The sequence below is a fragment of the Rhodococcus sp. SORGH_AS_0301 genome, from assembly GCF_030818285.1.
Taxonomy (GTDB): Bacteria; Actinomycetota; Actinomycetes; order Mycobacteriales; family Mycobacteriaceae; genus Rhodococcoides.
Genome location: NZ_JAUTAC010000002.1, coordinates 2926843 through 2940339 on the forward strand (window position 1 = coordinate 2926843; position 13497 = coordinate 2940339).

Here is a 13497-nt window from a genome sequence, read left to right on the forward strand (position 1 = left end):
CGTTCTCTGTACGGTGGATCGGGTGTCCACAGTCGTCGTCGCCACCGAACCGGTGACATCCCGCCGTTGGTTCGACAGGACCCTCGTCGACATCGTCGTGGTCGTCGCCGCCCTTGTGGTCTTCAACCTGACCACACACTTCGCGCCCACTCCCATCGCGGTCGCCGCGGTGCCGGTCGGCGCCCTTATCCTGCTCGCCTTCGCTCGTGCGCGCGGCGTCCAGTGGAGCGACCTCGGGCTGAGCAACATCGGGCGCGGAGCCCGTCACGGCGCCGCTGCGGCCGGACTCACGCTGGTGGTGGTGGCCATCGCTGCCTCGATCCCCCTCACCCAGAGCGCCTTCCTCAACGAGCGGTACGGCGTCAACGTCGGCGCCACGCTGTTCGCGGCCCTCGTCATCATCCCGCTCCAGACCGTCATTCCCGAGGAGCTCGCGTTCCGCGGCGTCCTGCACGCGAAGTTGTCGCGGCGCTTCGGCATTCGCGCGGTCGCCGTCATCGGCTCGCTGCTCTTCGGCCTGTGGCACGTGGCGTCGTCACTCGGCCTGACAGTGGGCAACGACGGGTTCTCCGCCGTGCTGGGAACCGGACTGTTCGGCCAGATCATCGGGGTGTGCGGCGCCGTCGCCGGGACCACCGTCGCCGGCTTCGTCTTCACCTGGCTGCGCCATCGCGGCGGGAGCATCCTCGCTCCCATCGGTCTGCACTGGGCACTCAACGGCGCCGGCGCGTTGGCCGCACTCGCGGTGTGGCACGTCACCTTCCACTGAGGTCGAGCGTCGCGGCGAGATTCCGCACGATGTCGGCGTAGAACGCGCCGGTGTCCTCGGTGACGCCGACCAGATGGCCGAAACGCTCGAACGACACCGCGCCGAAGACCGTGATCCACGCCGACAATGTGCGGGCCACCAGGTCGGGCGTCATCACGCCACTCACGTCCTCCCCGCGGGTCTCGCGGAAGTGCTGCACGACGAAGTCGCGCGCCGGTGAATAGTTGTCGGGCTCGATACGGACCGGCGGTGCAGACCGATGCGCGTCGACGACGATGCTCACCACCACGAGAGTCGGGCGCGTGGCCGGACCGACGGTCGTCTGCGGCGCTCGATAGCCGGGCACGGGCGAGCCGTACAGCAGCGCGTACTCGTGCGGGTGCGCCGCGGCCCACGATCGCAGTGCGTCACAGACCGCGACCCAGCGGTCGACAGGCTTCCCACCCTGCGGATCCGCATCCTCGAGGGCCGCACCCAGCTCGTCGTAGCACTGCACGATCAGTGCCGTGAGCAGCTCGTCCCGGCTCGCCACGTAGCGATAGACGGCCGAGGACACCATGCCGATCTCCCGCGCCACGGCGCGCAGGGATAATGCCGCGGGTCCGATGTCGGCGAGCTGGGTCCGAGCTGCGCCGAGGATCGCGGCCATCGTCTCCGTGCGGGCGGTCTCCCGAGGCGTGGGCATGCCTTCACAGTAACCGAGAGCACCGCTCTTGACTTTCGAGAGCGGTGCTCTCATAGTTGTGGCGAGAGCGGTGCTCTCCACTACGGAAGGTGTTTCCCATGTCCGATCGTCACGTCGTCGTCGGGGCCGGCCCCGTCGGTACCCACGTCGCCCGCCTGCTCGCCGACCGCGGCTCCGAGGTCGTTCTCGTCTCCCGTCGCGGCACCACGGCCCCCGGCGTCACCTCCGCCACGCTCGACGCCTCCGACGCCGACGCTCTCAGCGCCCTCACGGACGGTGCCGTCGCGCTGTACAACTGCGCCAACCCGAGCGACTACACGCAGTGGCATCAGGTGTGGCCCCCTCTGGCGCGGTCGCTGCGCACCGCTGCCGAACGGACAGGCGCCGTCCTGGCTGTCACGGGCACCCTCTACCCGTACGGGCCCGTCGCCGACGGTGTCATGCGCGAGGGAATGCCCGACGCGGCCACCGACCACAAGGGTGTGCTGCGAGCCCAGATGTGGGCGGATCTCGCCGACGCTCACCGCGCCGGTTCTCTGCGCGCCGTCGAGGTACGCGGATCCGACTACGTGGGAACGGGAGTGGGCGCGAACGGCCACGTCACGCGCCTCCTCCCCGCTGCGCTCGACGGCAAGGCAGTATGGGCGATCGATGCGGCCGACGTGCCGCACTCGTTCACCGACGTCCTCGACGAGGCGCGGGCACTGATCGCCGCCGTCGACACTCCCGAATCATGGGGTCAGGTGTGGCATGCGCCGACCAATCCCGCTGTGACACTGCGGCAGGCGATCACCGACACACTCGCGGCCGTGGGCAGACCCCCGGTGCCCGTACGCGTCGTACCCCGCGTGATCACGCGGGCTGCGGGTCTCGCCGTACCGATGCTGCGGGAGCTGAACCAGCTGTCCTACCAGCGCACCGCGCCCTACGTCCTCGACTCGACGCGGTCACAGCAGATGCTGGGCATCGAGCCCACTCCCTGGGCGGAGGTGTGCCGCCGCACCGCTCAGGTGTGAGCCGTGACGCGGTACTTGACGAAGGCCGGGATGGCGAGGGCCGCGATCATCACGCCGACGATGACCAGCACCCCGCCGCCCGCCGCCGCGGCCGCGGTACCCACCATGAAGGCGGCCGCGCCGTGCAGGACGTCGCCCACCCGCGGGCCGCCCGCGACCACCACGATGAAGACTCCCTGCAACCTGCCACGCATGTCGTCGGTGGCCACGGACTGCAGCATCGAACTCCGGAACGCGGCGGAGATCATGTCGGCGCCGCCGCCGATCGCCAGGAAGCCCAGCGCCAGGTACAGCGCCCACCCTCGCTGACCGACGGTCGCGAGCGCCACGGAGACGCCGAACCCGATCATCGCGCCGCCCCACACCACGATGCACGCGATCACCGCGACACCCTGACGCTGCACGCGCGGCAACCACCCCGAGAAGATTCCGCCCAGCACCGCGCCCGCCGACAGCGACGCGAACAGCAGTCCGAGGACGAGTCCACCCTCGGCCGGGTCACCGAACGTCTCGGTGGCCACCTCGGGGAACAGTGCGCGCGGCATCCCGAACACCATCGCGATGATGTCCACGACGAACGAGGCGAGCAGCACCTTCTGCGTCGCCAGGTAGGCGAACCCCTGGAACACCTCGCGCAGACCCGCGCGTCGGGACTCCCCCGTCGGCGGAATCTTCGGCAGTCGCGCGACTGCCCACAGGGTCACCGACAGCGCAATGGTGTCGAGCAGGTACAGCGTCGGCAGCCCGAACGCCGGAATCAACGCACCGGCCAGCATCGGGCCCGCGATGGCACCGAAGTTGAACACCGTCATGTTGAGTGAGTTGGCAGCGGGCAACTGCCGCAACGGAATCAGGCGCGGGATGATGGCGCTGCGCGTGGGTTGGTTCACCGCGAAGAAGCCCTGCTGCACGGCGAGCAGCACCAACACGATCCACACGTTGTTCAGCCCCAGGTGCGCCTGCAGCCACAGCATGAACGACGTCGCGCCGATCCCCACCGTGGTGATCATCAGCAGGGTGCGCCGATCCATCACGTCGGCCAACGCCCCGCCCCACAGCCCGAACACGACCAGCGGAACCAACGCGAAAGCACCCGCGAGTCCTACGTACGCCGAGCTCGACGTGATCTGGAAGATCTGTTGCGGCACAGCGACGACCGAGAGCTGGGCGCCGATGACCGTGACGACGCCCGAGGCCCACAGGCGTCGATAATCGGGATTCTGGAGAGGAGTGGTGTCGGCGAGAAGTCTCACGGTTGCAGACGTTCGACGCCGGACGCCGTGACCACCAGCCTGTTGTGCAGACGGTTGTTCCGGCCCTGCCAGAACTCCACGGACTCGGGCGCGATGCGGAGGCCGCCCCAGTTCGGAGGCACCGGCACGTCCTCGTTCTCGAACCTGTCCGTCACGTCGGCGAGTTGCTGTTCCAGATCCTGGCGCGATCCGATGGGGCTCGACTGCTGCGACGCCCACGCACCGAGCTGCGACCCCCGCGGCCGGGTGGCCCAGTACGCGGCCGTCTCGTCGGCACTCACCCGCGTGACCGGTCCGCGCACCGTGAGCTGGCGCTGGATGCCGATCCACGGGAACGTCGCCGATGCGAAGGGCGTCGACTCGAGATGGCGGGCCTTCGCGGATCCGTAGTTCGTGTAGAAGATGACACCCGACTCCGACAACTCCTTGCACAGCACCGTGCGGGTCGCCGGTCGGCCGTCCGCGTCCACCGTCGCGAGTGTGATGGCATTCGGTTCCGGCAGACGCGCGTCGATCGCCTGCTGCAACCACACACGGGCGAGCGCGAGCCAGCCGTCGGCGAGGTCGCTCTCCTCGAGATCGTCGTCCCCGCCATACGCCACCCGCATATCCGCCAGGTCGATGTTCTCGGTCACCGCGCAGACGCTACTCCCGGAGTACGGTGCGGCCCGCGCTACCCACTAGGGTGCGGTGAGGTGCAGGTCCACGCACGAAAGCGGGGTCCGCGGACACAGGAGAACGAGGGATCTTCATGGCCCAGGAAACAGTGGTACCGGAGGGCTTCGTCGCCGGACTCGAGGGCGTCGTCGCCTTCACCACCGACATCGCCGAACCCGACAAGGACGGCGGCGCACTGCGCTACCGCGGCGTCGACATCGAGGACCTCGTCGGCAAGGGCGTCACCTTCGGCAACGTGTGGGCACTGCTCGTCGACGGACGCTTCGGCCCCGGACTACCGCCCGCCGAACCCTTCCCCCTCCCCATCCACACCGGCGACGTCCGCGTCGACGTCCAAGCCGGACTCGCGATGCTCGCACCGATCTGGGGCTACGAGCCACTCCTCGACATCGATGACGACACCGCCCGCGAACACCTCGCCCGCGCCTCCGTCATGGCGCTGTCCTACGTCGCCCAGTCCGCGCGGGGCATCTACCAGCCGGCCGTGCCGCAGACGCGAATCGACCAGTGCTCCACCGTCACAGAACGATTCATGACTCGGTGGAAGGGCGACCCCGATCCCGCCCACACCGAGGCCATCGACGCCTACTGGGTCTCCGCCGCCGAGCACGGCATGAACGCCTCCACCTTCACGGCCCGCGTCATCGCCTCCACCGGAGCCGACGTCGCCGCCGCCCTCTCCGGAGCCATCGGCGCCATGTCCGGACCGCTCCACGGCGGCGCCCCCGCCCGCGTGCTCCCCATGATCAAGGAAGTCGAGAAGTCCGACGACGCACGGGCACTGGTCAAGGGCATCCTCGACCGCAAAGAGAAGCTCATGGGCTTCGGGCACCGCGTCTACCGCGCCGAGGACCCCCGCGCCCGCGTCCTCCGCGCCACCGCGCAGCGCCTGAACGCACCCCGCTTCGAGGTCGCCGCCGCCCTCGAACAGGCCGCACTCGCCGAACTGCGCGAACGCCGCCCCGACCGCGCCATCGAGACCAACGTCGAATTCTGGGCCGCCGTCATCCTCGACTTCGCCGAAGTACCCGCGCACATGATGCCCGCCATGTTCACCTGCGGCCGCACCGCCGGCTGGTGCGCCCACATCCTCGAACAGAAACGCCTCGGCAAGCTCGTGCGTCCCGCCGCCATCTACACCGGCCCCGCACCGCGCTCCCCCGAGAGCGTCGAGGGGTGGGGCACCATCGCGTGAGGTAGGTGGGGTGCCCAGTTGCTGGGTGCCCGGGTTTCCGCCGCGCGCACCGCACGGTGTTTCGCGCATTTCTCGTCCTGCGCGCGTAGCCGAGCGGTGCGCGCGGGGCAAGGGGCGGGCGCTCGAACCCGGGGATGACGGCCGACTGTGGACGGCCGCAGCGCGGGCGACCGACTCGTGCGCACACTGCGGCCGTGAACTTCTACGGGGAACTGCTGCTCAGCCGTCGTGACGCACTCGCACGCGGCGCCACCGACGCCGAGATCAAGGCTGCACTGGCGCGTCGCGAGATCGCCGTCGTCCGGCGCGGCATCTACGTTCCGGCGGCGGTCCTCGAATCGCTCGACGCCACCGGCCGGCACCTGCTCGAGGTGCGCGCGACGCTGCTGGCGAGCGCCCCCGCGGCGGCCGCCGCACACGGTTCCGCAGCCTTGGTGCACGGGATGTCGTTGTGGCGAGTCCCGGAACGGGTGCATCTCGGCATCCCGCGATCGTCGGGTGGCCACGTCGGTCGGCATCGCCACGTGCATGCCGACGGTCTGACCGAGCGGGACGTCGACGTCATCGACGGCCTGCGCTGCACGTCCGCTGCGCGCACCGTCGCCGACCTCGCGCGGACCCTCCCGTTCGAGGATGCGGTCTGCGCCGGTGACTCCGCACTGAACCGACATCTCGTGACGCCGGAGTCGGTGCGCGAGTCGCTGAGCCGTACGCCGTCCCATCGCAGACGCACCGCCGCCGAGTCTGTACTCGGCTTCCTGGACGGGCGAAGCGAGAGCGTCGGGGAGTCGCGGAGCCGCGTGTATCTGCACCATCTCGGCGTTCCGTGCCCGGAACTGCAGGTCACGCTGATGCTCTCGGACCGCCGCACCACCTTCCGCCCCGATTTCTTGTGGGAGGACGAGGGTGTGATCGGCGAGTTCGACGGTGTCTCGAAGTACTCGGCTCTCGCACGCCCCGGCGAGTCACCCGCCGACGTCCTGGTGCGGGAGAAGCGTCGCGAGGACCTGCTCCGCGCGCACGGATGGACGGTGGTGCGCTGGACGTGGGCTGATCTGACGTCGCCAAAACTCGGCCGCGAACTGTGTCGGGTGTTGGCCGCAGGGTGCGGGGGCGCACGGCCGCGCACCACTCGGGTGGGGTGACCGCGCCCTCCACGCGCAGCGCCCGTCGACGAGCGCACGCCGCATCCTGCGCAGGGCACCGCGCGGTGCGCCCGCCGGCCCACCAGCACCGGGCAACCAGCACCGAGACGCCCAGCGGGGTGCACGACCCCTGTCACGGCTGCACTACCCTGATCTCGCCGGTACCGCCCACACCGAAACTAAGGACGCGAACCCCGTATGGCCGAGAACCTGACCATTCCTTCCGACCTCAAGCCCGGCGACGGACGCTTCGGGTGCGGTCCGTCGAAGGTCCGGCCCGAGCAGCTCCAGTCCCTGGTGGACGTGGGCGCGTCGGTGTTCGGCACCAGCCACCGCCAGAAGCCGGTGAAGGACGTGGTGGGTCGGGTGCGCGACGGTCTGCGCGAGCTGTTCTCGATCCCCGGGGGCTACGAGGTCGTGCTGGGCAACGGCGGCACCACCGCGTTCTGGGACGCCGCGGCGTTCGGCCTGATCAAGGAGAAGTCGCTGCACCTCACCAACGGTGAGTTCAGCTCGAAGTTCGCCTCGGTGGCCAAGGCCAACCCGTTCATCGGTGACCCGATCGTCGTCTCCGCGGAGCCGGGCAGTGCTCCGGAGCCCACGTCGGACCCGTCGGTCGACCTGATCGGGTGGGCGCACAACGAGACCTCGACGGGTGTCGCCATTCCCGTGTCGCGCCCGGCGGGCTCGGAAAACGCCCTCATCGCGATCGACGCGACCTCGGGCGCCGGCGGACTGCCCGTGAACGTGGCCGATTCGGATGTCTACTACTTCGCTCCGCAGAAGAACTTCGCGGCCGACGGCGGCCTGTGGGTCGCGCTGATGAGCCCCGCCGCCCTGGCCCGCGTCGACGAGATCGCGGCGAGCAAGCGCTGGGTCCCCGACTTCCTGTCGCTGCCCATCGCCATCGACAACAGCACCAAGAACCAGACGTACAACACCCCCGCGGTGGCGACGCTGCTCCTGTTCGCCGACCAGATCGAGTGGCTGAACGGCAAGGGCGGCCTGGACTGGGCGACGTCACGGACCGCCGACTCCTCGTCGCGGCTGTACGACTGGGCGGAGCGCTCCGAGTACGCGACGCCGTTCGTCGTCGACCCGAAGCATCGCTCGCAGGTGGTCGGCACCATCGACTTCGACGAGAAGGTCGACGCTGCAGCCGTCGCGAAGACGTTGCGCGCCAACGGTATCGTCGACACGGAGCCCTACCGCAAGCTTGGCCGCAACCAGCTGCGCGTCGGCATGTTCCCGGCCGTCGAGCCCGACGACGTCACCGCCCTGACCGCCTGCATCGATCACGTGGTCGAACACCTGGCGTGAGAGAGTGCGTGTCCCCCCGACTGCTGCACTGTGGTGCATTACAGTCGGGGGAGGCACCGAACCCGGCCCCGTGCTCGGACAGCGAGCAGCCGAGGGGCAGGGGCCGTCGCGACGCAAAGGAGTGATCGTGCGAGAGATCCACGTGATCGGCCTGGCGTCGGACGGCAAGCACATCGTCTGTGCCGATTCCTCCGGTGAGAAGTTCCGTCTGCCGGCCGACGAGAAGTTGCGTGCCGCCGCCCGTGGTGACGCCGCGCGACTCGGACAGATCGAGATCGAGATGGATTCTCTGATGCGACCGCGCGAGATCCAGGCGCGCATCCGGTCCGGCGCCTCCATCGAGCAGGTGGCCAAGGAGTCGGGTATGCCGGCGAGCAAGGTGGAGCGCTACGCGCACCCGGTTCTACTGGAACGCTCCCGCGCCGCCGAACTCGCCCAGCTGGGCCACCCCCTGCGTGCCGACGGGCCCGCCGTGCTCACCCTCGTGGAGATCGTGGGACTCGCGTTCCGCGGCCGCGGGCATTCGATGGACCAGGCCGAGTGGGACGCGTGGCGCGACGAGGACAATCACTGGATCGCTCAGCTGACGTGGCCCGCGGGACGCACCACCAACACCGCGCACTGGCGTTTCCAGCCGGATGCCCACGGCGGCAGTGTCACGCCCCTCGACGACGCGGCGTCCGAGCTGATAGACCCCGACTTCGGCCGCCAGCTCCGAGGGCTGGCCCCCGTCGTCGCCGCCGAGGAGGACTCGCCGTCCCAGCAGACCCTCGACGACTACTACGGGGTCGACGCGGACTCGGACACGGAGACCACGGCGGAGCAGCCCGAACCCGCGGAGACACCCGCAGTGCAGGCCGAGCCCGAGCCCGAACCGACGCAACCCAAGCCGGCGCCGGGCCATGCGAACGCGAAGGACAAACGGGGAAAGCCGGCCATGCCGTCGTGGGAGGATGTCTTGCTGGGAGTGCGCAGCAACGGCCGCTGAGCCGAGCAGTGTTCACGGCAGAGCGATCTTCACGGCCGAGAAAGTGACCGTCTGAGACCGGACGACGACAAGGGGGCGCCCGGTGGGGCTGGGAACAGCAGCGTTGTGGTTCGTCGACGCACCTGATCCGATCGCGGTACTGCGGTCCGGAGTGCAGTCCGACACCGATGCGGCCGCGGCCGTCGCACGGAAGCTCCACCCCGGTCTCGAGCCCACCCTCGTCGGCATGGCTCCCCTGACGGCGTTCGCCGTGGCGTCGGAGCCGAACCGCGTGCTGGTCGGCTGCTACCCGGGCATCACCGTCGTCTGCGCGTCCGAGCCCGCCGCGGTGCGCCCGTCGACTCTCGAGGAGTCGTGGACGTCGTTGCTGCCGTCCACGCACACCTTTCTCGTCGCCTCCGAACGCGAGCACGCGTGGGGCGCCTTCGCGCAATGGGACTCCGGCACCCTGAAGCGCTCGTTCAGCGCCGGCCCCACCTACATCCACGAGGACGAGGGTCTCCCCTTCCCGTGGGAACGGCCCTTCTGGTCGGGCGACCATCCGCTGCAGTTCGACGGCGAGAAGTTTCCCGATCCCCAGGCGCTGCCGTTCCACCCCCAGGAGTTCGCCGACGCGGCGAGCGCCCACTGGCTCGGCGTCCGCATGATCGGCGGTGCCCGCGACGGGGACACCGACCCCGGGTCGGTGCTGTTGTGCGATTTCGCGATGCGCGATCCGGCGGCGACCCCTCCGCCCGAATCGCCGCGACCGGAGACTCCGGAGCCGCAGCGCAAGCGCGGCCTGTTCCGGCGCCGCTAGACCGACGCGTCGACGGCGAACGCCAATACACCCACGGCCGCGCCGGCGGCGATGCCCGGAACGACGAAGCGCCACACCGGATCTGCACGCCGGCGGGCGACCGACGGCGCGGCGCCGCCCACCATCACGGCCATCACCAGGACAGCGAAGAGGCTGCTGACCCGGAGCAGGGTGAGGCCCAGCGACGTCACCGCGGCGGCGGTGACGAGTGCCGCGGCGACGGCACACGCGATTCCCGGGCCCCACGGTGTCGGTTCGTCCGGATCCCTCATCCCGTGCGCACCCGCTCGTAGAACGCCATGGCGGCCGCGGTGGCGACGTTGAGCGAGTCGGTGCCCGGTGCCATCGGGATCCGCGCCCGGACGTCGGTGGCGCGCATCGCGTGTTCGGTGAGTCCGGGCCCCTCGGCGCCGAGCAGGAGCGCGACCTTCTCCCCCGTCATCGCCTCGGCCAGCGGAACCGCGGTGGGATTCGGAGTCAGCGAGACGAGCTGGAACCCGTTGTCGCGCAGCACGGACAGCCCGCGCGGCCAGTCGGGGACCGTGGCGAACGGCACGCGCAGCACGTGGCCCATCGAGACACGCACCGACCGTCGGTACAGCGGGTCGGCGCAGGCGCCGCCGAAGAGGACGGCGTCGGCACCGAGGCCGGCGGCATTGCGGAACATGGAGCCGAGGTTCTCGTGGTCGTTGACGCCTTCGAGAATCGCCACGGTCCGCGCGTCGGCGACGACGTCCGCGAGGTCCAGCGGTGCGGGGCGCCGGGCGGCCGCGAGCACACCGCGGTTGAGGTGGAACCCGACGGCCTCCGCCATGACGTCCGCCGTGGTTCGGTAGAACGGCACGTCGACGTCCACGAGATCGTCCGCGAGCTCACCGAGCCGCCGCTCGACGCCCAGCAGCGAGAGGGGCTCGAAACGTGACGCGACGAGGCGCTGGACCACCAGAACACCCTCCGCGATCACCAGCCCCTTGCCCTCGGGCAGGTCGGGGCGACGGTCCGAGGAGTTGAGGTCCCGGAAGTCGTCGAGGCGAGGATCGGCTGGGTCGGTGATGTCGACGACGTGTACCACGGACCCATCTTCTCAGGACGTGTTCCGGCGGTGCATCGGCGCGGCCGATAAGGTCGTCTGCGATGACTACCGACGACACGATCACCATCCGTACCGCCACCGAGGACGACTGGGACGCCATCGCGCTCCTCGACGCCCACGCTTTCGGTGAGCACCAGAACAGCGAGGACATGGAGGAGACCAAGATACTCACGGCCTCGTCCGAGATCTTCCTGGCGTGCGACGGTGACCTGCCGGTCGGTGTCACGATGCACTTCCCGATGGACGTCACCGTTCCCGGTGGCCGCACCCTGCCCGCGACGGGGGTGTCGTGGGTGTCGGTCGCTCCCACGCATCGCCGACGCGGCATCCTGCGCCGGATGTTCACCGCGCAGCACGAGCGCTTCGAGGAGGCGGGCAAGCCCCTGTCGGTGCTCACGGCGAGCGAGGCGACCATCTACGAGCGGTTCGGGTACGGCGCCGCCACGCAGGGTGTCAACTACACCATCGACCGGCGCTTCACCGCGTTCCGCAAGGATCTGCCGCCGCCCCGGGGCGCCCGTCTGGTGACGTCCGCGGAGGCTCGTGAACTGCTGCCGGAGATCTACGGACGGTGGCAGCGACAGACCGCCGGCGCCCAGCCGATGCCCCAGACCCGGTGGCATCGCTTCTTCGCCGATCGCAAGAACTCCCGCGGTGGTTTCTCCAAGCTCTTCTTCATCGTCCACCCCGACGGATACATCGCGTTCCGCCGCGGCTACCGCGTCGGGACAGCGGGGGCGCAGGAGGCGCGCATCGTCGACATCATCGCCGCGACGGACGAGGCACGCTCCGATCTCTGGCAGGTGATGTGCGGCATCGATCTCGTGGAGACGATCGAAGTGACGCTTCCCGTCGGGGATCCGCTGCTGACACTGCTGACCGATCGTCGTGTTCCGCAGGTCACCGGCGTCAAGGACGGCCTGTGGGTGCGGTTGATGGACGTCCCGGCGGCGCTGTCGGCGCGGACGTACGCCATCGACACCGATCTCGTGATCGGCGTGGAGGATCCGTTCCTGCACGCCGGCGGCGCCTATCGCTTCGTCACCCGCGACGGGCACGCCGAGGTCACGCGCAGTGACGACGACCCCGACGTGACGGTGTCCTCGTCCGTCCTCGGCAGCCTCTACCTCGGCGCGCACCGCGCCCGCCAGTTCGCGGCCGCCGGCCGAGTGGCGTCGACGTCGGAGAAGGCGTTGCACGAATTCGATCTGGCTTTCGGCACCCCGAGCCAGCCCCAGATCGGCTGGTTCTTCTAGGCGGGTCGGGGTTCGTCGACCCCGACGTCGGGCATCGCGATGTCGTCGACATGGGTGCGGCGCACGACCAGCGCCGCGCCCAGGCCCGCGATCAGGGAGACGATCCCGCCGAGCACCAGCGGTGCGCGAGGATCGACGACGTCGGCCACCCAGCCGAGCAACGGGCTGCCCAGCGGGGTTCCGCCGAGGAAGCACAGCATGTAGATGCCCATGACCCGGCCGCGCATGTCCGACGGGACCGACGCCTGCAGGATGTTCATCGCGATGGTGCTGAACGTGAGCTGGACTGCGCCGGCCGGGATCAGCATGACTGCGACGGCCCAGAACGCGGGCATCACTCCGGCCAGAGTCTCGAAGATGCCGAACACCACCGCGGACAGCACGAAGAGACGGATCCCGGGGGTGCCGCGTCTCCGGGCGGCGAGAGTCGCGCCGATCAAGGTGCCCACCGCGAGCACCGTGGACAGGAATCCGTACGCGTCCGCACCCTTGTCGAAGGTGTTGCGCGCGATCACCGACAGGCTCAGCGGGAAGTTGATGCCGAACGTCGACACGACGAACACGGTCGCCAGGAGCACGCAGAGATCCGGCCGCCCCGCGACGTAGCGGAATCCCTCCCGCACCTGACCTTTCCGACGCGGTGCACGCTCGACGGTGAACAGTTCGGCGGGCCGCATGGCGGCGAGGGCGCCGAACACCGCGGCGAACGAGGCTGCGTTGACGAGGAAGACCCAGCCGGTGCCGACCAGCGTGATGCCCACGCCGGCGATGGCGGGGCCGACGATGCGGGCGAGGTTGAACGTCATCGAGTTGAGGCCGATGGCGTTGGGAAGCCGTGCGGGACCGACCATCTCGATGGTGAACGACTGCCGGACGGGCGCGTCGATCGCCGACGAACAGCCGAGGAGCAGCGCCAGGACGTAGACGTGCCACAGCGCCACGACACCGCCGACGTCGAGCAGCCCGAGCACGAGCCCGAACACGGCAGCAGCGGCCTGAGTGGCCATGAGGAGGCGTCTCTTGTCGTACCGATCCGCGAGCACCCCGCCCCACACGGACAGCACCAGTGTGGGACCGAACTGCAGTGCCATGACGATGCCGACGGCGAGCCCGTTGCCCCCGGACAGTTCGAGAACCAGCCAGTCCTGGGCGATGCGCTGCATCCAGGTGCCGATGAGCGAGACGATCTGACCCGACGCCCACAGTCTGTAGTTGCGCGAGTGCAACGCGTCGAACAGAGAGGGCCGGGCCGCGGACCCGTCCGTCCGCCGATGAAGTAGTTGCACGAAGTACCAATCTA

At 69.7% G+C, this 13497-nt stretch carries 14 protein-coding genes; 8 read left to right on the plus strand and 6 right to left on the minus strand.

Annotation, left to right across the window (positions count from 1 at the left end; translation table 11 throughout):
• The first annotated feature begins 22 nt into the window (after positions 1 to 22).
• On the plus strand, positions 23 to 769 hold the full coding sequence (locus QE397_RS14350) for a CPBP family intramembrane glutamic endopeptidase (RefSeq protein ID WP_307095463.1): 747 nt from the start codon (positions 23 to 25) through the stop codon (positions 767 to 769).
• Here the strand turns inward: QE397_RS14350 and QE397_RS14355 are convergent.
• Complete coding sequence (locus tag QE397_RS14355; protein ID WP_307095465.1) at positions 756 to 1454, minus strand: TetR/AcrR family transcriptional regulator; 699 nt, start codon at positions 1452 to 1454, stop codon at positions 756 to 758. The two genes, QE397_RS14350 and QE397_RS14355, sit on opposite strands and share 14 nt — an antisense overlap.
• Positions 1455 to 1552: 98 nt before the next feature.
• Here QE397_RS14355 and QE397_RS14360 point away from each other — a divergent pair, with 98 nt between their 5' ends.
• A complete protein-coding gene (locus tag QE397_RS14360; RefSeq protein ID WP_222627767.1) occupies positions 1553 to 2470 on the plus strand; it encodes an NAD-dependent epimerase/dehydratase family protein in 918 nt (305 codons plus the stop codon).
• Here the strand turns inward: QE397_RS14360 and QE397_RS14365 are convergent.
• Positions 2461 to 3723: an MFS transporter gene (locus QE397_RS14365; protein WP_307095468.1), complete on the minus strand. Its 1263-nt coding sequence runs from the start codon at positions 3721 to 3723 to the stop codon at positions 2461 to 2463. The genes QE397_RS14360 and QE397_RS14365 overlap by 10 nt on opposite strands.
• Complete coding sequence (pdxH, locus tag QE397_RS14370) at positions 3720 to 4331, minus strand: pyridoxamine 5'-phosphate oxidase (RefSeq protein ID WP_307097562.1); 612 nt, start codon at positions 4329 to 4331, stop codon at positions 3720 to 3722. The genes QE397_RS14365 and pdxH overlap by 4 nt, the downstream gene beginning before the upstream one ends.
• 143 nt (positions 4332 to 4474) lie before the next feature.
• Between pdxH and QE397_RS14375 the strand changes: the two genes are divergently transcribed.
• The 5 genes from QE397_RS14375 (at position 4475) to QE397_RS14395 (ending at position 9848) form a co-directional block, all read left to right on the plus strand.
• On the plus strand, positions 4475 to 5596 hold the full coding sequence (locus QE397_RS14375; protein WP_307095469.1) for a citrate synthase 2: 1122 nt from the start codon (positions 4475 to 4477) through the stop codon (positions 5594 to 5596).
• A 194-nt stretch (positions 5597 to 5790) separates the two neighbouring features.
• A complete protein-coding gene (locus QE397_RS14380; RefSeq protein WP_307095471.1) occupies positions 5791 to 6741 on the plus strand; it encodes a hypothetical protein in 951 nt (316 codons plus the stop codon).
• A gap of 198 nt (positions 6742 to 6939) precedes the next feature.
• The gene (gene serC, locus QE397_RS14385; protein WP_307095473.1) at positions 6940 to 8061 is read left to right on the plus strand and encodes a phosphoserine transaminase; all 1122 of its coding nucleotides are present in this window, start codon (positions 6940 to 6942) and stop codon (positions 8059 to 8061) included.
• A gap of 127 nt (positions 8062 to 8188) precedes the next feature.
• Entirely contained in the window at positions 8189 to 9049 is an 861-nt protein-coding gene (gene sepH, locus QE397_RS14390) for a septation protein SepH (RefSeq protein WP_222640911.1), read from the plus strand.
• A gap of 82 nt (positions 9050 to 9131) precedes the next feature.
• On the plus strand, positions 9132 to 9848 hold the full coding sequence (locus QE397_RS14395) for a hypothetical protein (RefSeq protein ID WP_307095476.1): 717 nt from the start codon (positions 9132 to 9134) through the stop codon (positions 9846 to 9848).
• On the opposite strand, the gene QE397_RS14400 is transcribed toward QE397_RS14395, so the two are convergent.
• Both QE397_RS14400 and QE397_RS14405 read right to left on the minus strand, forming a co-directional pair.
• The gene (locus QE397_RS14400; RefSeq protein ID WP_307095477.1) at positions 9845 to 10120 is read right to left on the minus strand and encodes a DUF2537 domain-containing protein; all 276 of its coding nucleotides are present in this window, start codon (positions 10118 to 10120) and stop codon (positions 9845 to 9847) included. The two genes, QE397_RS14395 and QE397_RS14400, sit on opposite strands and share 4 nt — an antisense overlap.
• Positions 10117 to 10920 carry an RNA methyltransferase gene (locus QE397_RS14405; protein ID WP_027504223.1) on the minus strand — a complete coding sequence of 268 codons (804 nt, stop codon included), beginning with the start codon at positions 10918 to 10920 and terminating at the stop codon, positions 10117 to 10119. Before QE397_RS14405 ends, QE397_RS14400 begins: the two co-directional genes overlap by 4 nt.
• A 62-nt stretch (positions 10921 to 10982) precedes the next feature.
• Between QE397_RS14405 and QE397_RS14410 the strand changes: the two genes are divergently transcribed.
• Positions 10983 to 12197 (plus strand): GNAT family N-acetyltransferase, encoded by a 1215-nt coding sequence (locus tag QE397_RS14410; RefSeq protein WP_222640915.1) that lies wholly within the window; start codon positions 10983 to 10985, stop codon positions 12195 to 12197.
• On the opposite strand, the gene QE397_RS14415 is transcribed toward QE397_RS14410, so the two are convergent.
• Positions 12194 to 13435 (minus strand): MFS transporter, encoded by a 1242-nt coding sequence (locus tag QE397_RS14415; protein ID WP_307097564.1) that lies wholly within the window; start codon positions 13433 to 13435, stop codon positions 12194 to 12196. The two genes, QE397_RS14410 and QE397_RS14415, sit on opposite strands and share 4 nt — an antisense overlap.
• Between the last annotated feature and the right edge of the window lie 62 nt (positions 13436 to 13497).